This is a genomic window from Petropleomorpha daqingensis, from assembly GCF_013408985.1.
GTDB classification, from domain to species: domain Bacteria; phylum Actinomycetota; class Actinomycetes; order Mycobacteriales; family Geodermatophilaceae; genus Petropleomorpha; species Petropleomorpha daqingensis.
Genome location: NZ_JACBZT010000001.1, coordinates 976,421 through 999,705, shown reverse-complemented (window position 1 = coordinate 999,705; position 23,285 = coordinate 976,421). Strand labels below are relative to the sequence as shown.

Below are 23,285 nucleotides of genomic sequence, written 5' to 3'. Positions count from 1 at the left end.
GCAAGCCGGGTCCTGACGCCGCGCAAGTACTGCTCAAGGACCCGCCGCCACTCTCGTCTGCGACGGCATCGAGCCCCGCCGGGGGCCGGACAGCAGGAGAGAGAGATGGACGGGAACTGGTACGTGCGGCGCGGACGCATCGGCCGCACGACCTACTGGCTGCACTACGCGCTGCCCCTGACGGGGGCCTACGTCCTCGCGACGGTGCTCGACGTCAGCCTCGGGCTGTCGTTCGTCAGCACCCACTCGAGCTCGTACTACTCGTACGACTACTACTCGAGCAGCTACTCGGCGATGTACAGCGCCGGGCCGATCGCGGTGATCACGTCGCTGGCCCTGCTCGCTCCGTCGATCAGCGCGCTGGTCACCCGGCTGCACGACCGCGGCCACTCCGCCCACTGGCTGTGGTTCATGCTCCTGCCGATCGCCGGGCCGATCGTCCTGCTGATCACCGCGGGCTTCCTCGCCGGCGACCTCGGCCCGAACAACTACGGCTACCCGCAGGGCGCGGTTCTCCCTCCGGCGCGGACGCCGTCGTGGAAGGCGCCGACCTCGGTCTAGAGGCCCAGCGCCGCGGACATCTCCGCCCGCAGCTCGTCGAGCTCGTCCTCGCCGCGGCCGCGGGCGGCGATGATCCCGGCGTCGTCGTGCACCGGGACGACGCTCTCCAGGTAGGCCTTGAGCTTCGGCTCGGTGCCGCTGGGCCGCACGATCACCCGGACCCCGTCGCCGAGCAGCCGCACCGCGTCGACCGGCGGCAGCTCGGTGAGCAGGTCGGTCGCCACCACCGGCCGGCCGAGCAGCGTGGCCGGCGGGTTCGCCCGCAGCCGCGCCATGGCCTGGCCGATCAGCGACAGGTCCTCCACCCGCACCGACAGCTGGCCGTTGGCGAACAGCCCGTGCTCGCGTGCCAGCTCGTCGAGGCGGTCGAGCAGCGAGCGGCCGGTCACCCGGAGCTCGGCGGCCATCAGCGCGACGGCCAGGGCGGCGGAGATGCCGTCCTTGTCGTTGACCACCGACGGCGCCACCGAGTAGCCCAGCGCCTCCTCGTAGCCGAACACCAGCGGCGCGGCGTCCGAGCCGGCCCGCATGATCCACTTGAACCCGGTCGGGGTCTCCTCCGACGGCACCCCGTGCGCCTCGGCGAGCGCGTGCAGCAGCGAGCCGCTGACCAGCGAGGACGCGTACGTCCCGCGCACGCCGCGGCGCAGCAGCCAGTCGGCCAGCAGCGCGCCGACCTCGTCGCCGGTCAGCTGCCGCCCGTCGCAGACCACCGCGCACCGGTCGGCGTCCGGGTCCTCGGCGATCGCGACGTCGGCGCGGATGGACTCGGCCAGCGCCTTGAGCAGGTCGGTCGCGCCCGGCTCCTCGGGGTTCGGGAACGCGACGGTGGAGAAGGCCGGGTCGGGCCGGTCCTGCTGGCCCACGCTCACCGGCGGCGCCAGCCCCGCGGCGGCGAACACCGCGCGGGTGGTGTCGGCGCCGACGCCGTGCATCGCGGTGTAGGCGACGGTCAGCCCCTCGCGCACGATCGCCGGCACGGTGCTCGGGTCCACGGCCCGGACCACCGCGGCCACGTAGTCGGCCTCGATGTCGTCGTCGAGGGTGAGCCAGTCGTCGGACAGCGGCACCTCGCGGGCGCGGCCGACGGCGGCGATCGCCGCCTCGATCTGCTTGTCGGCCGGAGGCACCAGCTGCCGGCCGTCGCCGAGGTAGACCTTGTACCCGTTGTCGTCGGGCGGGTTGTGGCTGGCGGTCACCATCACGCCGGCCACGCAGCCCAGGTGGCGGACGGCGAACGCCAGCACCGGCGTCGGCAGCGGCCGGGGCATCACCTGCACGGCGAACCCCGCCCCGGAGAGCACCTCCGCCGTGATCCGCGCGAACTCGTCGGACCGGCGCCGGGCGTCGAAGCCGACGACGACCCCGCCGCCGGCGTGCCCCTCCTCGGCGAGGTAGGCGCCCAGCCCCGCGGCGGCGCGGGTCACCACCGCGGCGTTCATGCCGGCCGGGCCGGCGCGCAGCGGACCCCGCAGCCCCGCCGTCCCGAAGGTCAGCGGGCCGGAGAACCGCCGGGACAGCTCCTCGACGTTCTCCGCCTCGATCAGCGCCTCGATCTCGGCCCGGTCGCCGTCGTGCGGGTCGTCGTCCGCCCAGGAACGGGCGATGTCGAGCAGCTCGCTCATGAGTCCTCCTGGGCGTCGAACGACGGCAGCACGTAGTCCCCGCCGACCCGCGCGTGCACCGGGTCGGCGAGGTCCGGCTCGCCGTACGCCTCGATCAGCGCCTCGGCGTAGACCTCGGCGTCGTCCTGGGGCTCGTAGCCGAGGGCGCGCGCGGCGGAGAGGTCCCACCAGTTGCGGGTGTTGGCAGAGACGCCCCACACGACGGCGAACCCGGGCGCCGGCGCGGTCAGCGCGGCGTCGACCAGCGCGACGGAGTCGGCGGGGGAGAGCCAGGTGGAGAGGTGCCGCAGGGCCGTGGGCTCGGGGAACGCGCTGCCGATCCGCAGGCACACGACGTCCATGCCGTACCGGTCGGCGTACAGCGAGGCCAGCGCTTCCATCGCCACCTTGGCCGCGCCGTAGTAGGTGTCCGGTCGCGGCGGGGCGTCGGCCTCGCGCAGCAGCCCGGACGCCGGTCGCGGCGTGAAGCCGGTGGCGTGGTTGCTGCTGGCCAGCACCACGCGGTCGATGCCGGCCCGCCGCGCTGCCTCGAGCGCGCAGTACGTGCTCTCGATGTGGCTGCGGCTGATCACCGGCCAGGTCGACTCGCCGGAGTGCCCGGCCAGGTGCACCACGGCGGAGGCGCCGGCGGCGGCGTCCACCATCGCGGCCAGGTCGGCGGCGTCGGCGACGACCTGCTCCTCGCCGGGCCGCGTGTCCACGATCGGGACGACGTCGAGGCAGCGCACCGCCCAGCCGCGCTCGGGCAGCCCGCCGCGCAGCACCGTGCCGATCCGCCCCGCCGCGCCGGTGACCAGCACGGGACCGCTCACGGCAGCTGCCCGATGACCCGCACGAGGAGCTCACCCAGGCGGCTCGCGGCCGCCCTGCCGGCGGCGATCACCTCGTCGGCGTCGAGCGGCTCCCCGGTGATCCCTGCCGCGGCGTTGGAGACCAGCGACAGACCCAGCACCTCCAGGCCGGCCGCCTTGGCGGCGATCGCCTCGAGCGCCGTGGACATGCCCACCAGGTCCGCGCCGAGGCCGCGCAGCATGCGGATCTCGGCCGGGGTCTCGTAGTGGGGGCCCGGGAGCGCGGCGTACACGCCCTCGGTCAGCTCCGGGTCGAGCTCGCGGGCCAATGCGCGCAGGCGGGTGGAGTAGAGGTCGGTGCAGTCGACGAAGTTCGCGCCGACCAGCGGGGAGGTCGCCGTCAGGTTGAGGTGGTCGCTGATCAGCACCGCCTGCCCGACCCGGTGTTCCGGGTCGAGGCCACCGGCCGCGTTGGTGAGGATGACCGTCTTCACCCCGGCGGCGGCCGCCGTCCGGACGGCGTGCGCGACCGCCTGCACCCCGCGGCCCTCGTACAGGTGGGTGCGACCCAGGAAGAGCAGCACCTTGCGGTCGCCGACCCGCACCGAGCGCACCGAGCCGCCGTGCCCGACGGCGGTCGGCGCGGCGAAGCCGGGCAGCTCGTCGATGGCGACGGAGGCCACCGGCTCGCCGAACGCGTCGGCGGCCGGCGCCCAGCCGGAACCCATCACGACGGCGACGTCATGACCCCCGCCCAGGGCCGCGGTGAGGGCCTCGGCGGCGGATGCGGCGGCGGCGGTGGGATCAGCGGTTTCGGGCGCAGTCACGCCGGGGACGCTAACGCAGCGGTCGTTCGGGGGGTGGCCGACCTTGATCGTCCCTACAATTCCGCAGGTGGAGATCCCCTTCGCCTCCTCGGAGCGCGCGAGCCTGGGCGTCGAGTGGGAATTGCAGCTCGTCGACCGGCAGACCCGTGAGCTGACCTCGGGGGCCATCGAGATCCTCGAGGAGATCCGCCCGGCCGACGCCGACGAGCACCCCAAGGCCAAGCACGAGCTGCTGCAGTCGACGATCGAGATCATCACCGGCATCTGCACCACGGTGGGCGAGGCCAAGGCCGACCTGGCCGGCACGCTGGCCGAGGTGGTGGCCGCCGCCGACCGGCGCGGGCTCGGCCTGATGTGTGCGGGCACCCACCCGTTCACCGACTGGCAGTCGCAGCAGATCTCACCCAAGGAGCGCTACCTCGAGCTGGTCGAGCGGATGCAGTGGCTGGCCCGCCGGCTGCAGATCTTCGGCGTCCACGTGCACGTCGGGGTCCGGGCGCCGGAGAAGGCGATCCCGATCGTCAACGCGCTGACCCAGTACGTGCCGCACTTCCTCGCGCTGTCGGCGTCCTCCCCGTTCTGGAAGGGCGCCGACACCGGCCTGGCCTCGGCCCGCAGCAAGGTCTTCGAGAGTATGCCCACCGCCGGGCTGCCCTACCAGCTGTCGGGCTGGCACGAGTTCGAGGACTACATGCAGACGCTGATCTCGACGCACGCGATCGAGAGCGTCCGCGAGGTGTGGTGGGACATCCGCCCGCACCCCAACTTCGGCACCGTCGAGCTGCGGATCTGCGACGGCCTGCCCACCCTCGACGAGATCGGCGCGGTCGCGGCGCTGTCGCAGTGCCTGGTCGAGCAGTTCGACCGGGAGCTGGACCGCGGTTACACCCTGCCGGTGCCGGCGAGCTGGGTGCTCCGGGAGAACAAGTGGCGGGCCGCGCGCTACGGCCTGGACGCCGACATCGTGGTGGACGAGAAGGGCACCGTCCGGCCGGTGCGGCAGGCGATCCTCGACCTGGTCGAGGACCTGACGCCGACCGCCCGCCGGCTCGGCTGTGCGGCCGAGCTGGCCGACGTCGAGCGGGTGCTCGCCGTCGGCGCGTCCTACCAGCGGCAGCGGGCGGTGGCCGCGGCGCACGACGGCGACCTGACCGCCGTGGTCGACAGCCTGCTGACCGAGCTGCGAGACGGGCTGCCCGCGCCGCGGCCCTCCGGGATGGCTTGATGGATGCAGCGGTCGAGAAGCTGGGCGCGCTCGTCGACGACTGGGTGCGGGACCACTCGGCGCAGCTGATCTCCACCCGCCGGCACCTGCACGCGCACCCCGAGCTGGCGTTCGCCGAGTTCGAGACGACGTCCTTCCTCGAGCAGCGGCTGCACGGGCTGAACCCGCGGCGGCTGCCGACCGGCACCGGCCTCGTGGTCGAGGTCGGGTCGGGAGAGCCGGTCGTCGTCCTGCGGGCCGACATCGACGCCCTGCCGATCAACGACCTCAAGGACGTGCCCTACGCCTCCACCAAGGAGGGCCTCGCCCACGCGTGCGGGCACGACGTGCACACGACCGTCGTCCTGGGCGTGGCGCTGGCCTTCTCCGAGCTCGGCGGGCTGCCCGGCCGGGTGCGCTGCGTCTTCCAGCCGGCCGAGGAGACGCTCCCCGGCGGCGCCACCGAGGTCGTCGCGGCCGGCGTGCTCGACGGGGCCTCGCGGGCGTTCGCGCTGCACTGCGACCCGTCGGTGCCGGCCGGCAAGGTGGGCCTGCGGGCCGGCGCGATCACCGCCGCCTGCGACCGGATGGACGTCTCGCTCATGGGGCCGGGCGGGCACACGGCCCGTCCGCAGCTGACCGTCGACCTGGTCGACGCCCTCGGCCGGGTGATCACCGAGGTGCCGGCGCTGCTGTCCCGGCAGGTCGACCCCCGGGCGGGGATGTCGCTGGTGTGGGGCGCGGTCAACGCCGGCATCGCGGCCAACGCGATCCCGCAGCGCGGGCACCTGCGCGGCACCGTCCGGGTGCTCGACCGGGATGCGTGGAAGGACGCCGAGGACCTGATCCGCGCGCTGGTCGAGCGGGTCGCCGCGACCACGGGCGCGCAGGTGGACGTCGACTACGTGCGCGGGGTGCCGCCGGTGGTCAACGACCCGCGCTCGGTGGCGCTGCTGCGCTCGGCGGCGCTGGAGACGGTCGGCACCGAGAACGTGGTGCTCTCGCCGCAGAGCATGGGCGGGGAGGACTTCGGCTGGTTCGCCGACGTCCTGCCGATCGCCCTGGCCCGGCTGGGCACCCACGGCGGCGGCCCGCCGCTGGACCTGCACCGCGGCATGTTCGACGTCGACGAGCGCGCGATCGGCATCGGCGTGCGGTTGCTCGCCCACACGGTGCTGCACGCGCTGACCGCCGATGCTCACCCCGCGCGCACGTGACGAGGATCTCGGGTCAACACTGCGAGATCTGGCGACACTTCTCCTGACGTGTCTTCGAGAGGCGGGAATTCAACGATGAGTTCTCCGGACGGGCAGGCGGCGCACCCGGCGGATGCGGATGTGCCGGCCGAGCACGAGGTCCCCGACGAGCTCCGGCTGGCCGGCGAGTTCCCGGACGCCGGCCGCGACGAGTGGCGCGAGCTGGTCGTCGGCGTGCTGCGCAAGGCGGGGCGCGAGGAGGTCCCCGACCCGGTCGAGGACGCGCTGCGCCGTCCGGTCGCCACCGGCGTGACGGTCGCCCCGCTCTACACCGCCGAGGACGCCGGCGACCTGCCCGGGGCGGTCGGCGTCCCCGGGCTGGCGCCGTTCGTCCGTGGTGCGCGGGCCGGTGCGGCGAGCTCCGACGTCCCCGCCGGGTGGGACATCCGGCAGCGGCACGCCCACCCCGACGTCGCCACCACCAAGGGCGCGATCGCCGCCGACCTCGAGAACGGCGCCACCTCGCTGTGGCTCGTGCTCGGCGACGGCGCGGTGCCGGTCGACGCGCTGCCCGACGTCCTGGACGGCGTCTACCTCGATCTCGCGCCGGTCTCGGTCCAGGGCGGGCTCCCGGCGGCGGAGGCATACCTCTCCCTCGTCGAGGGCCGCACCGACCTGGCCCCGGGCGGCTCGCTGGGGCTCGATCCGCTCGGCGAGCAGGCCGCGTCGGGGGAGCCGCAGGACCTCTCCGGGCTGGCCGACCTCGCCCGCCGCGCCGCGCCGCTCGGCCTGCGGACGGTCACCGTCGACGCCACCGTGTTCGCGGACGCAGGGGCGTCCGCGGTGGAGGAGCTCGGCTGCTCGCTGGCGGCCGGCGTCGCGTACCTGCGGGCGCTCACCGACGGCGGGCTGTCGGTCGACGAGGCGTTCGCCGCGCTGGAGTTCCGCTACGCCGCCACCGCCGACCAGTTCACGACGATCGCCGCGCTGCGCGCCGCCCGCCGGCTGTGGGACCGGGTGGGGGAGGAGTCCGGCGCCGCACCCGAGGTCCGGGCCCAGCGCCAGCACGCGGTCACCTCGTCGGTGATGACGACGAAGCGCGATCCCTGGGTGAACATGCTGCGGACGACGGTCGCCTGCTTCGCCGCGGGCGTGGGCGGCGCCGACGCCGTCACCGTGCAGCCGTTCGACGCCGCCCTGGGACTGCCCGACAGCTTCTCCCGCCGGATCGCGCGCAACACGCAGAACCTGCTGGTCGAGGAGGGGTCGCTGGCCCGCGTCCTCGACCCGGCGGGCGGCTCCTGGTACGTCGAGTCGCTCACCGAGGACCTCGCGCAGGCCGCCTGGTCGTGGTTCACCGAGATCGAGCGAGCGGGCGGGCTGGCGGCCGCCCTCGATTCGGGACTGGTCGCCGTCCGGATCCGGGAGGCGTGGGAGGCGCGGTCGAAGCGGCTGGCGAAGCGTGCCGACGCGATCACCGGCGTCAGCGAGTTCCCCAACCTCGACGAGAAGCTGCCCGAGCGCGAGCCGGCCGCCGACCCGCGGCCGACGGGCGGGCTGCCCCGGGTGCGCGCCGCCCAGGAGTTCGAGGCCCTGCGCGACGCCGCCGACGCGGCGGGGGCCCGGCCGGCGGTCTACCTCGCCACGATCGGCCCGGTCGCCCGGCACACCGCCCGCGCCTCGTTCGCGGGCAACCTCTTCCAGGCCGGCGGCATCGCGACACCGGCCGGCGACGGGGCGTCGGGCCTCGCCGAGGCCGGGACGACGGTCGCCTGCATCTGCGGCACCGACAAGGACTACGCGGAATCGGCCGCTGGCCTGGCGAAGGAGCTGAGGGACGCCGGCGCGACGTCGGTCTGGCTGGCCGGGAAGCCTGATCTGGCGGTGGACGGGGTCGACGGATACGTGTACGCCGGATGCGACGCCCTCGACACCTTGCACACGGTCTTCGAGCAGCTGGGAGTGCAGCGATGAGCGCGATCCCCGACTTCGGGCACCTGGAGCTCGGCCGGCCGTCGTCGTCCGCGACCGCCGACGACTGGGCCAAGGCGTTCAAGGAGCGCGTCGGCCGCGGCGTCGAGGAGGCGACCTGGGAGACGCCGGAGGGCATCGCCGTCCCCCCGCTGTTCACCCCGGCCGACCTCGACGGGCTGGACTTCCTCGGGACCTACCCGGGCATCGCGCCGTACCTGCGCGGGCCGTACCCGACCATGTACACGACCCAGCCGTGGACGATCCGCCAGTACGCGGGCTTCTCCACGGCCGCGGAGTCCAACGCGTTCTACCGGCGCAACCTGGCCGCTGGCCAGAAGGGCCTGTCGATCGCGTTCGACCTTCCCACCCACCGCGGTTACGACTCCGACCACCCGCGGGTCGTCGGCGACGTCGGGATGGCCGGGGTGGCGATCGACTCGATCCTGGACATGCGGCAGCTGTTCGACGGCATCCCGCTGGACCGGATGACGGTCTCGATGACCATGAACGGCGCGGTGCTGCCGGTGATGGCGCTCTACATCCTCGCCGCCGAGGAGCAGGGGGTCGCGCCCGAGAAGCTGGCCGGGACCATCCAGAACGACATCCTCAAGGAGTTCATGGTCCGCAACACCTACATCTACCCGCCGAAGCCGTCGATGCAGATCGTCAGCGACATCTTCGCGTTCACCTCGCAGCAGATGCCGCGGTTCAACTCGATCTCGATCTCCGGCTACCACATCCAGGAGGCCGGGGCGACGGCCGACCTGGAGCTGGCGTACACGCTGGCCGACGGCGTGGAGTACGTGAAGGCGGGCAAGGCCGCCGGGCTGGACGTCGACGCGTTCGCCCCGCGCCTGTCGTTCTTCTGGGCCATCGGGATGAACTTCTTCATGGAGGTCGCGAAGCTCCGGGCGGCCCGGCTGCTGTGGGCGAAGCTCATGAAGGAGGCCGGCGCGCAGAACCCGAAGTCGATGTCGCTGCGCACCCACTCGCAGACGTCGGGCTGGTCGCTGACCGCGCAGGACGTCTACAACAACGTCGTCCGCACCTGCCTGGAGGCGATGGCCGCGACCCAGGGGCACACCCAGTCGCTGCACACCAACGCCCTCGACGAGGCGCTCGCGCTGCCGACCGACTTCTCCGCGCGGATCGCCCGCAACACCCAGCTGCTGCTGCAGCAGGAGTCGGGGACGACGCGGGTCATCGACCCGTGGGGCGGCTCGGCGTACGTGGAGAAGCTGACCTACGACCTGGCCCGCGCCGCGTGGGCGCACATCCAGGAGGTCGACGAGCACGGCGGCATGGCGCAGGCGATCGACGACGGGATCCCGAAGCTGCGCATCGAGGAGGCCGCGGCCCGCACCCAGGCCCGGATCGACTCCGGCCGGCAGCCGGTCATCGGGGTGAACAAGTACCGGGTGGACGCCGACGAGGCGGTCGAGGTGCTGCGGGTGGACAACGCGCAGGTGCTCGCCGAGCAGAAGGCGAAGCTGGAGGAGCTGCGGTCCTCCCGTGACGCCGCTGCCGTCGAGGAGGCGCTGCGGCGGCTGACCGACGCGGCGCGGGCCGCCGCGGAGGGCCGACGCGACTCGTCGCCGGACTCCAACCTGCTCAAGCTCGCCGTCGACGCCGCCCGCGCCCACGCCACGGTCGGGGAGATCTCCGACGCGCTGGAGGAGGTGTATGGCCGGCACGCCGCCCAGGTGCGCACCATCTCCGGTGTGTACCGGGACGAGGCAGGGACGAGCCAGCCGGTCGACGCGGCGCGGCGGCTGGCAGCGGAGTTCGAGGAGGCGGAGGGCCGCAGACCGCGGATCCTCGTGGCCAAGATGGGTCAGGACGGCCACGACCGCGGCCAGAAGGTGATCGCCACGGCGTTCGCCGACCTCGGCTTCGACGTCGACGTGGGCCCGCTGTTCCAGACGCCGGAGGAGGTCGCTCGGCAGGCGGTCGAGGCCGACGTGCACGTCGTCGGGGTCAACTCGCTGGCCGCCGGTCACCTCACGCTGGTGCCGGCGCTGCGTGACGCGCTGGCCGAGCTCGGCGCGGACGACGTCCTCATCGTCGTCGGCGGCGTGATCCCGCCCGACGACGTCCCGACGCTGAAGGAGATGGGCGCCGCGGCGGTCTACCAGCCGGGGACGGTCATCGCCGAGGCGGCGCAGGAGCTGCTGCGCACGCTGTCGTCCCGCCTCGGTCACTGAGCGGCGTGGCCACTGACGTCGCGGCCCTCGCGGAGGGAGTGCTGGCCGGCGACCGGCGGTCGATGTCGCGGGCGATCACGCTGGTCGAGTCGCGCCGCGCGGACCACCGGGAGGCGGCGCAGGAGCTGCTCGTCGAGCTGCTGCCGCACGCCGGGGGAGCGCGGCGGGTCGGGATCAGCGGCGTGCCCGGCGTGGGCAAGTCGACGTTCATCGACTCGCTCGGGGTGACGCTGACCGGGGCCGGCTCGAAGGTCGCGGTGCTCGCGGTGGACCCGTCGTCGGCGCGGTCGGGCGGGTCGATCCTCGGCGACAAGACGCGGATGCAGCGGCTCGCGGTGGACCCCGCGGCGTTCATCCGGCCGTCGCCGACCTCGGGCACCCTCGGCGGCGTCGCGCAGGCCACGCGCGAGTCGATGGTCGTCGTCGAGGCAGCGGGCTACGACGTCGTCCTGGTGGAGACCGTCGGTGTCGGGCAGTCGGAGATCGCCGTCGCGGAGATGGTCGACTCCTTCCTGTTCCTGACGCTGGCCCGCACCGGCGACCAGCTGCAGGGGATCAAGCGGGGGATCCTCGAGATCGCCGACGTCATCGCGGTGAACAAGGCCGACGGTCCGGGGGAGACCGATGCGCGCTCGGCCGCCCGCGAGCTGTCGCAGGCGATCCGGCTGCTGCGCGGGCGGGGCGGTTCCTGGGACGTGCCGGTGCTGACCTGCTCCGGGCTGACCGGCGCGGGGCTGGACGAGGTCTGGGCGAAGCTGGTCGAGCACCAGGAGCGGGCCAGGGCGTCGGGCGCGTTCGAGGAGAACCGGCGGACCCAGCAGGTGCGCTGGACCTGGCAGCTGGTGCGCTCCTCGCTGGAGCACCGGCTGCGCGCGCACTCCGGGGTGACGTCTCTGGCGCCGGACCTGGAGAAGGCAGTGCTCGCCGGGGAGCTCACCCCTGCCCTGGCCGCCCAGCAGATCCTCGACGCGTTCCTCGCCGACCCGCCCCCGCCGACGGACGCCTGAGGGAGCTTTCCCGGCGATCATGAAGTCCGGGAAGGGGCACGCCGTTCCGCGACGGCGTGTCTCTTCCCGAACTTCATGATCACGACGGATCCACAGCGAGGGCTGCTGTCCACAGATGTGCTCCGGCCGGACCCGCGGGTCGGTTGCGCCTCGACGCTTTCGGCGTGGATTTCGCGTTCTACCGCACCATCGCCCGCCAGGGTGGCGTGTTCACGGTCGCCCAGGCCCTCGACAGCTGCTCCGACGCCGAGGTTCGACGGCTGGTCCGGACCGGGCGGTGGCGCCGGTCCCCGTGGCGGGGAGTGCTCGTGGACGGAGAGATCCCTGATTCCTTCGCCGTCCAGGTTCGCGCCGCCTCGCTCGCCGTTGGTGCAGACCTGGTCGCGTGCCACTCGACCGCGGCGCGGTTGTGGGAATTCGACGTCATCGGCAGCGACCTGCTGCACTTCCTGGGCCCACCGGAGCTGGTCAACCGTCGACGTCCCGGCATCCAGGTGCACCCGTCGAGCCTGGGCACGAACGATGCCGTACTGGTCGACGGCGTCTGGTGCACTCCCCCCGCGCGGACGGCGTGCGACGTCGTCCGGCTGACCCCGCCGATCGACGGCCTGGCCACGCTGGACGCCGCACTCCGCTCGGCGTTCTGCACCCGGGACGACCTGACCGCGGCGGCGGCGCGGCAGACCGGGCTACGACAGGTCGTCCGACTGAGGGAGCTGGTGCCCCACGCCGACCCGCGGATCGACTCGCCGATGGAGTCCAGGATGCGGTGGCGCTTCCTGGTCGCCCGGTTCCCGCCGCCGGACCTGCAGATCAAGGTGCCCGAGGGCGGCCGGGCCCGGTGGCTCGACATCGGCTGGCGCGAGGAGCGCGTGGGAGCCGAGTTCGACGGGCAGCAGGCGCACATGACCCCGCAGCAGCTCCGGGACGACCGGCGCCGGCACAACTGGCTCACCGAGAACAGGTGGACGCTGCTGCATTTCACCAAGGACGACGTCTACCGGCAGCACCGCGCGATGCTGGCGGTCACCGCCCGCGCCCTCGGCCTACCGCCCCGCCGCTGGCGATCATGAAGTTCCGGAAGCGCCACGCCGTGTCGGGACGGCGTGTCCCTTCCCGAAGTTCATGATCGCGAGGAAGTGCCCCGGCCCTCAGAAGGTGGAGCGGCACTCGCGGGAACGCAGGCCGACGACGTAGTCGGTCGGCGCACCGGCGGCCTCGGCGGCGTCGGCGATCGCGCCCAGGTGCCGGGCCGAGGGCAGGCCGCCCTCGAAGCCGTCGACCACGTAGGCGAACGCCACGACGTCGCCCTCGAGGGTGTGCACCCGGAGGTGGAGCTTGCGGTAGAGGCCGTGGTCGGCGCCCTCCCAGGCGTCGAGCGCGGCCTCGTCGGCCTCGGTCAGGTCGTACAGGGCCACGAAGACGCCGGCCGCGTCGTCCGCACGGTCCATGTCGGAGGGCACGAGAGTCGCGAGCGCACCCTCCCAGCCGTACTCCTCGGCACCGAAGGTCAGCCGCCAGCCGCGGATCCAGCCGGTGCCGGCGTGGGGCGAGGCGGGGCAGCGGCGCAGCATCTGCTCGGGGTCCATGTTCGACCCGTAGGCGGCGTAGAGGCCCATCGCCGCGCAGCCTAACCGGGGCCTCCCGGCGTTCGGGGGAAGCAGCGGGGACAATGGCCGGGCGACATCCGCTCGACAATCCCGGGGGAAGCACCCATGACCCGCATCGTGATCATCGGCGGCGGACCGGCCGGCTACGAGGCCGCGCTCGTGGCCGCCCAGCTCGGTGCGCAGGTCACCGTCATCGAGAAGGACGGCCTCGGCGGCGCCAGCGTGCTCACCGACTGCGTCCCGTCCAAGACGCTCATCGCCGCCGCGGGCGCCATGACGGCGGTCCGCGACTCCGCCGTCCTCGGGCTCATGGGCACCGAGCCCGACGCCGTCGGGCTGGACCTCGCCACCGTCAACCACCGCGTGAAGAACCTCGCGATGGCCCAGTCGGCCGACATCCACGCCCGCCTCGAGGCCGAGGGCGTGCGCATGGTGAAGGGCCGCGGGCGGCTCTCCGACGACATCCGGGGCCTCGCTGCGCACCGCGTGGAGATCCTGGACGACGACGGCACGGTGCTCGAGGAGCTGGAGAGCGACGCCGTCCTCATCGCCACCGGCGCCGACCCGCGCGTGCTGCCCGGCGCCGAGCCCGACCACGAGCGGATCCTCGACTGGCGCGACGTGTACGACCTCGAGGAGATGCCCGAGCACCTCGTCGTCGTCGGCTCCGGCGTCACCGGCGCGGAGTTCGCCTCCGGCTACCTCGAGGCCGGTGTCCCGGTCACCCTGGTCTCCTCCCGCGACCGCGTGCTGCCGGGGGAGGACTCCGATGCCGCCGAGGTGCTCGAGCAGGTGTTCCAGTCGCGCGGTGGCCGCCTGGAGCGCGGCCGGGCCGCGGGCGCCACGCGCACCGAGAAGGGGGTCGCGGTCGAGCTGACCGACGGCCGCACCGTCGACGGCTCGCACGTGCTGATGACCGTCGGCACCGTGCCCAACACCGCCGGGCTGAACCTGGAGGAGTGCGGCGTCGAGCTGACCGCATCCGGGCACATCGTCGTCGACCGCGTCTCGCGGACCAGCGTCCCGGGCATCTACGCCGCCGGCGACGTCACGGGCATCTTCCAGCTCGCCTCCGTGGCCGCGATGCAGGGGCGGATCGCCATGTGGCACGTGCTGGGCGAGGCCGTGACGCCGATCAAGCTCAAGACCGTCGCCGCCAACGTCTTCACCCACCCGGAGATCGCCACCGTCGGGGTGCAGGAGAAGTCGCTGCCCGAGAACCCGGACGTCGACGTCGTCCGGCTGCCGCTGGCCACCAACGCCCGCGCCAAGATGAGCGACCTGCGCGACGGCTTCGTCAAGCTCTACGCCCGGCGCTCGACCGGTGTGATCGTCGGCGGCGTGGTCGTGGCACCCGGCGCCTCCGAGCTGATCCTGCCGATCGCGCTCGCGGTGACCAAGGGCCTCACGGTCGCCGACATGGCGCACACGTTCGCGATCTACCCCTCGCTGTCCGGGTCGATCACCGAGGCCGGCCGGCGGCTCATGGGGGCCGACGACCTGGCGTGACGTTCGGTGATCGAGAGATCACTGTGACGAACGAGTCGACGATTCGGCTCAACTCGGTGCCGTCGGCGGCCGACACCGCCGATGCCCTGGGGGATGTCTGCTTCCTCCGGTCGCCGTGCCCGCCGTCTGCTGCTGCCCCTCGCGGTGTGCGCCGGCGTGCTGCTGCCGGCCCTGCCCGCCGCGGCGGACGAGCCGGCCACGGTCGTCGGCCAGCTGGTGCAGGCCTACCCCGAGCAGGCCCACCCCGGGCACGACGGGCCGGACGCCCCGCTGAGCTGGGTCCGGACGGCGGCCGGCGAGTCGGTGCGGATCCCCACCGAGGACGTCGCCGACGTGCCGGCCGGGTCGACGGTGTCCGTGGCGGTCGGCGGCCAGGTGGACGACGCCGCGGCCGGCGACGGCTACGAGCCGGCCCAGGACGTCCTCTCCACCGACGTCCTGGCCGACCCCGCCACGACCGCGCCGCCCCGCGGGACCCTCACCAACCAGGTGACCGTGGCGATGGTCGTGCCCGCCGGCGGGCAGCAGGACGGCGCGACGCTCGCCCAGGTGGTCGACGCGGTGAACGGCCCGGTCGCGACGTTCTGGTCGACCCAGACCGGCGGCGCCGTGCGGCTCGGCGTCACCGCCGCGCACGACTGGATCACCACCGAGGCCGGCTGCGCCGACCCCAACGCGCTGTGGGCCGAGGTCGCCACCGACGTCGGCTTCGTCCCCGGCCCCGGCCGGCACCTCGTCGTCTACCTGAGCAGCACGCCGGCCGACCTGCCCGGCTGCTCCTACGCGCTCGGCCAGGTCGGCTCGTCGCCGTCCTCGGGCGGCTCCCTCTACGTCCGCGACACCCTGCCCTCGGTGATCGCGCACGAGCTGGGCCACAACTTCGGCCTCGGCCACTCCTCGGGCCTGCAGTGCGACCGCGCGCTGGACAGCGGCACCTGCCGCACCGCCGCCTACCGCGACTACTACGACGTCATGGGCGCCTCGTGGTCCCAGCTCGGCACGCTGACCGCCGCGCAGGCCGACCGGCTCGGCGTCCTCCCGTCGTCCGCGCGGGCCGACGTCGCCGTCGGGGACCCGGCGCTGACCGTCGCGCTCTCCCCGCTGGCCGGTGCCACCGGCACCCGCGCGGTGAAGCTGACCGCGGCCGACGGCTCGGTCTACTGGTTGGAGTACCGCGCCCCGACCGGGCAGGACGCCTGGCTGGGCACGGCGGCCAACCGCTTCGCCCTCGACGCCGGCGTGCTGCTGCACCGCGCCGGCGGCTTCCCGGACACCTCGCTGCTCCTGGACGGGACGCCGAGCGCCGCCTCCGGCTGGGAGGGCGACCTGCAGGACGCGCTGCCCCTGGGCGTGCCGGTCCCCGTGGACGGCGGCGCGTTCACCGTCACCGTGCAGGCCGGCACGGGCGCCGGCGCGACCGTGACGATCGTCCCCGGAGCCGGGACACCCGGTGCCGCGCCGGCGCAAGCCAGCCGCCCAGCGGTCCTGCCGGGCAGCGCGGCTCCCACGGCGGCGCCGGCGCCGGTCGCCTCGAGCACGCCGGCACCCCCCGTGGCAACCGCTCCCGCCGCCCCGACGGTGCCCCACGTCGCCGCCGCCCAGGACCTCGACGAGGCCGCCGCCGTGCACCCGGCGGAATCCGGATCGGTCCGGTTGGTCGCCACCGCCGCGCTCGCGCTCGCCGGCGCGCTGCTGCTGGCAACCGCGGCCGCCCGCCTGCGCCGGCGGGTCCGCCGCTGACTCTCGCCTGATCAGGTGGTTCCGGTCCACTCGCGGCACGGATCCGCCGATGGAGAAGGCAGAGAACCGACCTCTGGAGTCCTACCGTGCACCTGGTCCGGTCCGCCGTCGTGGCGGGCACCGTCGTCGCCGCCGTCCTCGCCGTGGCACCGGCGGCGCTCGCGGAGGACGCGCCGGCCGCAGGGGACACCGTGGTGGGCGAGCTCGTCCAGGCGTGGCCCGAGCACGAGGACGCCGACGACGCGGCCGCCCACGCCGCCGAGGGTCCGCTGAGCTGGATCGCGACCGACAGCGGCGACAGCGTCCGGGTGCCCACGGCCGACGTCGCGCAGCTGCCGCTCGGAGCGACCGTGCAGGTCACCCTCGGTGGCGAGGTGCGCGACGCTGCGACCCGGGAGGACGGGCTCGAGCCGGCCCAGGACGTGGTCGCCTCCGACGTGGTCGCCCCGGCCGAGGCGCCACCGGTCGCCCCGGCCAGCGCGCCCTACACCGACGAGGTCACGGTCGCCCTGGTCACCCCGGCCGGGCTGGCCGCCGACGGCACCGACGTGAACGCGCTGGTCGGCACCGTGAACGGCGCGGTGGCCGATTTCTGGGAATCGCAGACCGGCGGCGCCATCAAGATCCACGCCACCGCGGGCGCGCCGGGCTGGCTCACCTCGTCGGTGTCCTGCAACAGCCCGTACGACCTGTGGGAGGACGTGCGCCGGCAGCTGTCCTGGACCCCCGGAGCGGGCAAGCACCTGCTGCTCTACGTCCCGGGCTACCCGGCCCAGATGCCCAGCTGCGCCTACGGGCTGGCGCAGGTCTCGCCGAGCCGGAACTACGGCGGCTACGCCTACGTCCGCGACACGACGCCGTCGGTGATCGCCCACGAGCTCGGCCACAACTTCAGCCTCGGGCACTCCTCCTCGGTGCAGTGCGACAGCACGGTCGAGGTGGGCAGCTGCCGTACCAACGCCTACGACGACCTGTACGACGTGATGGGCTACTCCTGGGACCAGCTCGGTTCGCTCAACGCCGCCCAGGCAGCCCGCCTCGGGGTGCTCGGCACCGGACAGGCAGCGGTGTCGTCCAGCGGTAGCTACACGCTCTCGCCGCTGTCCGGGACCACGGGGACGCGGGCCCTGAGCATGCAGGGACCCGACGGCACCGTGTACTGGCTCGAGGACCGTCCCTCGTCGGGGCAGGACGGCTGGATCAGCTCGACCACCCTGGATTCGGGGGTCCTGCTCCGCCGCGCCAGTACCGGATCGGACACCTCGCTGCTGCTGGACGGCACGCCGAGCCCCCGGGCGGGCTGGGACGCCGACGTGGCCGTCGCGCTCCCGGTCAACACCGCGGTGCCGGTCGACGACGGCGCGTTCTCGGTGACGGTGCAGAGCGCGACCTCGTCCGGGGCGACGCTGCAGATCTCGGTCGACTCGCCGCTGGCCGCGGCCTACACCGCCAGCGGCGGGGCGTCCGGCCCGCTCGGGACGCAGACCATCGCGGGCGAGACGTGCGGGGGGCTCTATCCTTCCGGCTGCGTGCGCACGTACCAGAACGGCTTCATCTTCTGGTCGCTGAGGACCCGTGCCCAGGTCGTGCTGAACCCGATCGCGGCGGAGTACACGGCGATGGGCGAGGCGCTCGGGCCGCTCGGCTACCCCGTCGGGCCTCGCTACGGCACGGCCAACGGCGGCTACACCCAGCCCTTCCAGTACGGGCGCGTCCACTGGTCGCCGACGACCGGCGCGCACGCGGTCTACGGGGCCATCTCCCAGGCCTACGACCCCCTGTGGGGGGAATCGGGAGTCCTCGGCTACCCGGTCGGCGAGGCCTACAACACCCCCGGCAGCGGACTCACCCAGGCCTTCCAGTTCGGCCGCATCCACTTCTCGCCGGGCACCGGCGCGCACGCGGTCTTCGGGCCGATGTCCCCGGTCTACGACGGGCTGTGGGGGGAGTCGGGCGCGCTGGGTTATCCGGTGGGGGACCGCTACCCGACGGCGAACGGCGGGTTCACGCAGGCGTTCCAGAACGGTCGGATCCACTGGTCGCAGACGACGGGCGCGCACGCCGTGCTGTCCGACATCGGGCGCGCGTACGACCCGCTGTGGGGTGAGTCCGGGGCACTGGGTTATCCGGTGGGGGACCGCTACCCGACGGCGAACGGCGGGTTCACGCAGGCGTTCCAGAACGGCCGGATCCACTGGTCGCAGACGACGGGCGCGCACGCCGTGCTGTCCGACATCGGGCGCGCCTACGACCCGCTGTGGGGTGAGTCCGGCGTGCTGGGTTATCCGGTGGGGGACCGCTACCCCACGCCCGGCGGCGGCTGGACGCAGGCCTTCCAGGCCGGCCGGATCCACTGGTCGCCGGCGACGGGTGCGCACGCCGTGTACGGCGACATCAGCCGGGAGTACGACCGGCTGCGGGGGGAGTCAGGGGTGCTCGGCTACCCCGTCACCGAGCGGTACCCGACGGCGAACGGCGGGTTCACGCAGGCGTTCCAGAACGGGCGGATCCACTGGTCGCCCACGACGAACGCCTACGCCGTCACCGGGGCGATCTCCCGGGCGTACGACGCGCGCGGCGGTGAGGGTGGGCGCCTCGGCTACCCGGTCACCGGTCAGACGAGCTACGGCAGCACCGTGTCGCAGAACTTCCAGCACGGCCGGATCGCGGTCACCGGGACGTCCCTCGCGATCACTTACTTCTGATCCGTCGTCGCGTTGTGGTACATCTGTATCACAACGCGAGGAGGGGTCGGTGTGGCCGGATCGGTGCGCATCCCGGGGTTCCGCAGTGACGCGGCACGCGAGAAGTTCCTCGCGGCGTACGACGCGGCGTTGGAGAGCTCCTGGCCGGACGTGCCGGTCCGCGCCGAGGGCGTCCCGACGGCCTTCGGCACGGTGCGGGTCTACCGCTGCGGACCCGACGGCACGGACCCCTTCGTGCTGCTCACCGGGGCCGGCGGCAACGCCCTGGCCTGGTCGCGGTGGATGGACCGCTTCGCAGACCGCCCGGTGATCGCCGTCGACCCGCTCGGCGAACCCGGTCACTCCCTGCAGACCGCGCCCGTGCGCGGCCCGGAGGACGCCGCCGCATGGCTCGAGGAGCTGCTCGCCGGGCTCGGCGCCGAGCGGGCTCACCTGGTCGGGGTCTCCTGGGGCGGCTACCTCGCCCTCGAGCACGAGATCCGCCACCCCGGGCGGGTCGCCGCGATCACCCTCGTCGACGCCGCCGGGCTCGGACCGCTCGGCTGGCGGTTCTGGGTCTGGTTGATCGGCGGTGGCCTGGCCGCGCTGCTGCCCGGGCCGCTGCGCCGGCGAGCCGCCCGGCGCCTGCGCAACCCCACGCTCGCCGATGACCGGCTCATCGCGCTGCTGCGTGCCTCGCTGGGCTACCGCCGCCCGCACACGCGGGCCAGGCTGCTTCCCGACGACGAGCTGCGGGCGGTCCGGGTGCCCGTGCAGGCCCTCGTGGGTGGTCGCAGCCCGCTCGGCGCAGCCGCGGACCGGCTGCCCGCGGTCGTGCCCGACTGGCGGGTCGAGCGCTTCCCGGACGCCGGCCACGCGCTGGTCCTGGAGGCCGAGCACGACGTGATCGACCGGGTACTGAGCTTCACGGGCCGGCCATGAGGTTCGCCGTCCAGACGCTGGTGCTGGCCCTGGGCATCGGCGGGATCGTCGGGTACGTCGTCCACCACAGCGGCACCGGTGCGTGGACGCGCAAGTGGGGGTACCTGCCGGTGCTGGCTCTGATCGCCGGCGCGGTGCTGGTCAGCTGCAGCGGAGGGAAGTGACGACCCGAGGTGCCCAGGCGTGTCGACCACGACGAGCGCCGTCGGCAGCTCACCGACGCCCTGCTGCGGATCGCCGGCACCCGCGGCCTGCGGGCGGTGACGATGCGCGAGGTCGCCGCCGAGGCGGGCGTCTCCCTGCGGCTGGTGCAGTACTACTTCACCGACAAGAAGACGCTGCTCGAGTCGGGTCTGGCCGAGCTGGCCGCCCGGCTGGACCGGCGGGTCAAGGCCCGTGCGGCCGAGGCGGGCGGGAACCTGACGAACCGCCGGGTCTTCGAGGTGGTCCTCGGGGCGATCCTGCCCTCGGACGAGCCGAGCCGGCTCGACCAGCTGGCCTGGACCGCCTACTACGCCACCGGCCTGACCGAACCTGCCTTCGCCCACGACGCGGCCGGTGGCATGGCCTACCCGAACGCGCTGGAGGACTGGCTGACGGCCCGGCTGCGCAGGGCGCAGGACGACGGGGAGGCCGACCCGGCCCGGGATGCCCGCACCGAGGTCGCCGCCCTGCTGGCGCTGACCAACGGGCTCACCTCGAGCGTGCTCTCCGGCCAGCGCAGCGCCGAGGGGGCGAGCGCCGTCCTCTCCTACGTGCTCGACGTCCTCTTCGCCGAGGGCGGCTAGCGGCTACTCGGCGTCGGCGATGGTGCAGATGACCGCGCCGCTGGTGACGGTCGCGCCCACCTCGGCGGACAGCCCGGTCACCGTGCCGTCCTTGTGCGCGTTGATCGGCTGCTCCATCTTCATCGCCTCGAGGACGACGATCAGGTCGCCGGCGGAGACGGTGTCGCCGTCGGCGACCGCGACCTTGACGATCGTGCCCTGCATCGGCGAGGTCAGGGAGTCGCCGGACGCACTCGAGCCGCCGTGCCCGCTGCCGCGCTTGCGCGGCTTGGCCGCCGCCCCCGCCGGAGCACCGCCGCCGCCCGCGGCGAGGCCGGCCGGCAGCGAGACCTCGAGCCGGCGGCCGCCGACCTCGACGACCACGGTCTGCCGCGGCGTCTCCTCCTCCTGCTCGGCGGGGGCGGCGTCGTAGGGCTGGACCTGGTTGTCCCACTCGGTCTCGATCCAGCGGGTGTGCACGGTGAACGGCTCGCTGGTGAACGCTTCGTCGCGGACGACGGCGCGGTGGAACGGGATCACCGTGGGCATGCCCTCGACGACCAGCTCGTCCAGCGCGCGGCGGGAGCGCTCGAGCGCTTCGGTGCGGCTGGCTCCGTACACGATCAGCTTGGCCAGCATGGAGTCGAACGCGCCGGCCACCTCTCCGCCCTGCGCGACGCCGGAGTCCCAGCGCACGCCCGGACCCTGCGGGATCTCCAGCCGGGTCACCGGCCCGGGCGCCGGCATGAAGTTGCGCCCGGCGTCCTCGGCGTTGATCCGGAACTCGATGGCGTGCCCGCGGGGCGTGGGGTCCTCGGTGATCTCCAGCTCGAGTCCCTCGGCGATCCGGAACTGCTGGCGCACCAGGTCGATGCCGGAGGTCTCCTCGCTGACCGGGTGCTCCACCTGCAGCCGGGTGTTGACCTCGAGGAACGAGATCGACCCGTCGTTGCCGACCAGGTACTCGACGGTGCCGGCGCCGTGGTAGCCGGCCTCCTTGCAGATGGCCTTGGCCGACTCGTGGATGCGCTGCCGCTGTTCGTCGGTGAGGAACGGCGCGGGCGCCTCCTCGACCAGCTTCTGGTTGCGCCGCTGCAGCGAGCAGTCGCGGGTGCCGACGACGATCACGTTGCCGTGGGTGTCGGCGAGGACCTGCGCCTCGACGTGCCGCGGCTTGTCGAGGAACTTCTCCACGAAGCACTCGCCGCGGCCGAAGGCGGAGACCGCCTCGCGCACCGCCGAGTCGAACTGCTCGGGGATCTCCTTCATGTCGCGGACCACCTTGAGCCCGCGGCCACCGCCGCCGAAGGCCGCCTTGATGGCGATCGGCATGCCGTGCTCCTCGGCGAAGGCCACCACCTCGTCGGCGTCCTTCACCGGGTCCTTGGTGCCGGGCACCAGGGGAGCGCCGACCTTGGTGGCGATGTGCCGGGCCTGCACCTTGTCGCCGAGCGCGATGATCGCGTCGGGCGAGGGGCCGATCCAGGTCAGCCCGGCGTCGAGGACCGCCTGCGCGAACTCGGCGTTCTCCGACAGGAAGCCGTACCCGGGGTGCACGGCGTCCGCGCCGGACTGCTTCGCCACGTCGATGATCTTGTCGATCACCAGGTAGGAGTCACCCGGCGTCGTCCCGCCCAGGGCGAAGGCCTCGTCGGCCTCGCGGACGTGCATCGCGTCGCGGTCGGGCTCGGCGTAGACGGCGACGCTGGTCAGGCCTGCGTCCTTGCACGCCCGCGCCACCCGCACCGCGATCTCGCCGCGGTTGGCGATCAGAACCTTCTGCACCGTGTCTCCCTCGAACAGTGGGCCGGTCGGACTGTAACCAGCGGGCCGGGACCGCACCGCTCCGGGAGGGGAGGGTGGTGGTGGCGTGCGCAACTACCGCTTGGCGACGACGTAGCGGAACCCGCGCCAATTCGGACCGGGACTGGTGTCGGGCTCGATCCGCTCCACCCGGAGCCCGGCCGAGGTGAGCGTCGGGAGCAGCGTCTCCATGGGGACGCCGTGCATGTCGATGACCGCTCCCCAGAGGCGCTTCTTCAGCAGGTGCACCAGGGGTGCCGGCACCACCCGGTACAGCCGGCCGACCAGGGTGCGGGACGGCCCGGTCGGCAGCGTGAACACGGCCACGCCGCCGGGCCGCAGGATGCGGGCGAACTCCTCCAGGTAGCCCAGCGCCAGCTCCGGTGCCATGTGCTGGAGGACGATCGTGGTGTAGACGAAGTCGATGCTCGTGTCGGGGATGACGGCGAGGTGCGGCTCCTCGTTGAGCACGAAGCGCACGTTGGGCCGGTCGTTGAACCGCCGCGCGTTCTCCAGCATCGAGGCGGCGATGTCGATCCCGACGACGTCGTCGAAGTGCTCGGCGAGGGCCTGGGTCAGCCGCCCGACGCCGCAGCCGAAGTCGAGCGCCGAGCCGTGCCCGGCGGGAAGACCCAACGGAGCGATCGAGGCGAGCACCTCGTCGATCTCGCGCCGGCCCTCGGCGAAGAACTCCTCGGGTGTCCACTTGCGCCCTCGGCGCTCGGGCTGCGTGAGCACCGCCCACATGGGGTCATCGGCACCGAGGGTGTTCCAGGCGTCGCGCAGTTCGCGGATGTCCACGTCACGACCCTAGTGACAACCGGAGTTCTCCACAGGCGGC

18 protein-coding genes and 1 pseudogene are annotated in these 23,285 nt (G+C 73.6%); 13 read left to right on the top strand and 6 right to left on the bottom strand.

The window, feature by feature from the left end:
* Positions 1–105: 105 nt before the first annotated feature.
* Positions 106–561, top strand: a complete 456-nt coding sequence (locus tag GGQ55_RS04825; RefSeq protein WP_179715370.1) for a DUF805 domain-containing protein — start codon at positions 106–108, stop codon at positions 559–561.
* On the opposite strand, the gene GGQ55_RS04820 is transcribed toward GGQ55_RS04825, so the two are convergent.
* Genes GGQ55_RS04820 through GGQ55_RS04810 form a run of 3 tightly spaced genes read right to left on the bottom strand, consistent with a single transcriptional unit; the run spans position 558 to position 3,804 of the window.
* Entirely contained in the window at positions 558–2,186 is a 1,629-nt protein-coding gene (locus GGQ55_RS04820; RefSeq protein WP_179715369.1) for a phospho-sugar mutase, read from the bottom strand. The genes GGQ55_RS04825 and GGQ55_RS04820 overlap by 4 nt on opposite strands.
* Positions 2,183–2,998 carry an NAD-dependent epimerase/dehydratase family protein gene (locus tag GGQ55_RS04815; RefSeq protein ID WP_179715368.1) on the bottom strand — a complete coding sequence of 272 codons (816 nt, stop codon included), beginning with the start codon at positions 2,996–2,998 and terminating at the stop codon, positions 2,183–2,185. Before GGQ55_RS04815 ends, GGQ55_RS04820 begins: the two co-directional genes overlap by 4 nt.
* Complete coding sequence (locus tag GGQ55_RS04810) at positions 2,995–3,804, bottom strand: purine-nucleoside phosphorylase (RefSeq protein ID WP_179715367.1); 810 nt, start codon at positions 3,802–3,804, stop codon at positions 2,995–2,997. Before GGQ55_RS04810 ends, GGQ55_RS04815 begins: the two co-directional genes overlap by 4 nt.
* A 67-nt stretch (positions 3,805–3,871) precedes the next feature.
* Between GGQ55_RS04810 and GGQ55_RS04805 the strand changes: the two genes are divergently transcribed.
* The 6 genes from GGQ55_RS04805 to GGQ55_RS04780 all read left to right on the top strand — a co-directional run bounded on the left by GGQ55_RS04805 (position 3,872) and on the right by GGQ55_RS04780 (position 12,462).
* Positions 3,872–5,029 (top strand): glutamate--cysteine ligase, encoded by a 1,158-nt coding sequence (locus GGQ55_RS04805; RefSeq protein WP_179715366.1) that lies wholly within the window; start codon positions 3,872–3,874, stop codon positions 5,027–5,029.
* Positions 5,029–6,225, top strand: coding sequence for an amidohydrolase (locus tag GGQ55_RS04800; RefSeq protein ID WP_179715365.1), 1,197 nt, complete (start codon positions 5,029–5,031; stop codon positions 6,223–6,225). Before GGQ55_RS04805 ends, GGQ55_RS04800 begins: the two co-directional genes overlap by 1 nt.
* Positions 6,226–6,300: 75 nt before the next feature.
* The gene (locus GGQ55_RS04795; protein WP_179715364.1) at positions 6,301–8,178 is read left to right on the top strand and encodes a methylmalonyl-CoA mutase subunit beta; all 1,878 of its coding nucleotides are present in this window, start codon (positions 6,301–6,303) and stop codon (positions 8,176–8,178) included.
* Complete coding sequence (gene scpA / locus GGQ55_RS04790) at positions 8,175–10,382, top strand: methylmalonyl-CoA mutase (RefSeq protein ID WP_179715363.1); 2,208 nt, start codon at positions 8,175–8,177, stop codon at positions 10,380–10,382. Before GGQ55_RS04795 ends, scpA begins: the two co-directional genes overlap by 4 nt.
* Positions 10,383–10,387: 5 nt before the next feature.
* Positions 10,388–11,389: a methylmalonyl Co-A mutase-associated GTPase MeaB gene (gene meaB / locus GGQ55_RS04785; RefSeq protein ID WP_179715362.1), complete on the top strand. Its 1,002-nt coding sequence runs from the start codon at positions 10,388–10,390 to the stop codon at positions 11,387–11,389.
* 164 nt (positions 11,390–11,553) lie between these two features.
* Positions 11,554–12,462 (top strand): type IV toxin-antitoxin system AbiEi family antitoxin, encoded by a 909-nt coding sequence (locus tag GGQ55_RS04780; protein ID WP_179715361.1) that lies wholly within the window; start codon positions 11,554–11,556, stop codon positions 12,460–12,462.
* 78 nt (positions 12,463–12,540) lie between these two features.
* On the opposite strand, the gene GGQ55_RS04775 is transcribed toward GGQ55_RS04780, so the two are convergent.
* Positions 12,541–13,008, bottom strand: coding sequence for a gamma-glutamylcyclotransferase family protein (locus tag GGQ55_RS04775; protein ID WP_179715360.1), 468 nt, complete (start codon positions 13,006–13,008; stop codon positions 12,541–12,543).
* Between the two features lie 66 nt (positions 13,009–13,074).
* Between GGQ55_RS04775 and GGQ55_RS04770 the strand changes: the two genes are divergently transcribed.
* The 6 genes and pseudogenes from GGQ55_RS04770 to GGQ55_RS04745 all read left to right on the top strand — a co-directional run.
* Positions 13,075–14,508 (top strand): NAD(P)H-quinone dehydrogenase, encoded by a 1,434-nt coding sequence (locus tag GGQ55_RS04770; protein ID WP_366490321.1) that lies wholly within the window; start codon positions 13,075–13,077, stop codon positions 14,506–14,508.
* 93 nt (positions 14,509–14,601) lie between these two features.
* Entirely contained in the window at positions 14,602–16,248 is a 1,647-nt protein-coding gene (locus GGQ55_RS04765) for a reprolysin-like metallopeptidase (protein WP_179715358.1), read from the top strand.
* Between the two features lie 86 nt (positions 16,249–16,334).
* Positions 16,335–18,953 (top strand): reprolysin-like metallopeptidase, encoded by a 2,619-nt coding sequence (locus GGQ55_RS04760; protein ID WP_179715357.1) that lies wholly within the window; start codon positions 16,335–16,337, stop codon positions 18,951–18,953.
* 51 nt (positions 18,954–19,004) lie between these two features.
* Positions 19,005–19,874: an alpha/beta fold hydrolase gene (locus GGQ55_RS04755; protein ID WP_218859166.1), complete on the top strand. Its 870-nt coding sequence runs from the start codon at positions 19,005–19,007 to the stop codon at positions 19,872–19,874.
* A complete protein-coding gene (locus GGQ55_RS04750; RefSeq protein WP_179715356.1) occupies positions 19,871–20,038 on the top strand; it encodes a hypothetical protein in 168 nt (55 codons plus the stop codon). Before GGQ55_RS04755 ends, GGQ55_RS04750 begins: the two co-directional genes overlap by 4 nt.
* A 9-nt stretch (positions 20,039–20,047) precedes the next feature.
* Positions 20,048–20,584: pseudogene (locus tag GGQ55_RS04745) on the top strand (TetR/AcrR family transcriptional regulator); the annotation flags it as partial.
* A gap of 81 nt (positions 20,585–20,665) precedes the next feature.
* On the opposite strand, the gene GGQ55_RS04740 reads toward GGQ55_RS04745, so the two are convergent.
* The gene (locus GGQ55_RS04740; RefSeq protein WP_179715354.1) at positions 20,666–22,426 is read right to left on the bottom strand and encodes an acetyl/propionyl/methylcrotonyl-CoA carboxylase subunit alpha; all 1,761 of its coding nucleotides are present in this window, start codon (positions 22,424–22,426) and stop codon (positions 20,666–20,668) included.
* Between the two features lie 93 nt (positions 22,427–22,519).
* Positions 22,520–23,245, bottom strand: coding sequence for a class I SAM-dependent methyltransferase (locus GGQ55_RS04735; RefSeq protein ID WP_179715353.1), 726 nt, complete (start codon positions 23,243–23,245; stop codon positions 22,520–22,522).
* Positions 23,246–23,285 lie beyond the last annotated feature (40 nt).

Bases quoted from the DNA above. Each gene is read 5' to 3' on its own strand.
- scpA (WP_179715363.1), top strand. From the start codon at position 8,175: ATGAGCGCGATCCCCGACTTCGGGCACCTGGAGCTCGGCCGGCCGTCG.
- GGQ55_RS04775 (WP_179715360.1), bottom strand. From the start codon at position 13,008: ATGGGCCTCTACGCCGCCTACGGGTCGAACATGGACCCCGAGCAGATG.
- GGQ55_RS04800 (WP_179715365.1), top strand. From the start codon at position 5,029: ATGGATGCAGCGGTCGAGAAGCTGGGCGCGCTCGTCGACGACTGGGTG.
- GGQ55_RS04795 (WP_179715364.1), top strand. From the start codon at position 6,301: ATGAGTTCTCCGGACGGGCAGGCGGCGCACCCGGCGGATGCGGATGTG.
- GGQ55_RS04750 (WP_179715356.1), top strand. From the start codon at position 19,871: ATGAGGTTCGCCGTCCAGACGCTGGTGCTGGCCCTGGGCATCGGCGGG.
- GGQ55_RS04765 (WP_179715358.1), top strand. From the start codon at position 14,602: ATGTCTGCTTCCTCCGGTCGCCGTGCCCGCCGTCTGCTGCTGCCCCTC.
- GGQ55_RS04825 (WP_179715370.1), top strand. From the start codon at position 106: ATGGACGGGAACTGGTACGTGCGGCGCGGACGCATCGGCCGCACGACC.
- GGQ55_RS04820 (WP_179715369.1), bottom strand. From the start codon at position 2,186: ATGAGCGAGCTGCTCGACATCGCCCGTTCCTGGGCGGACGACGACCCG.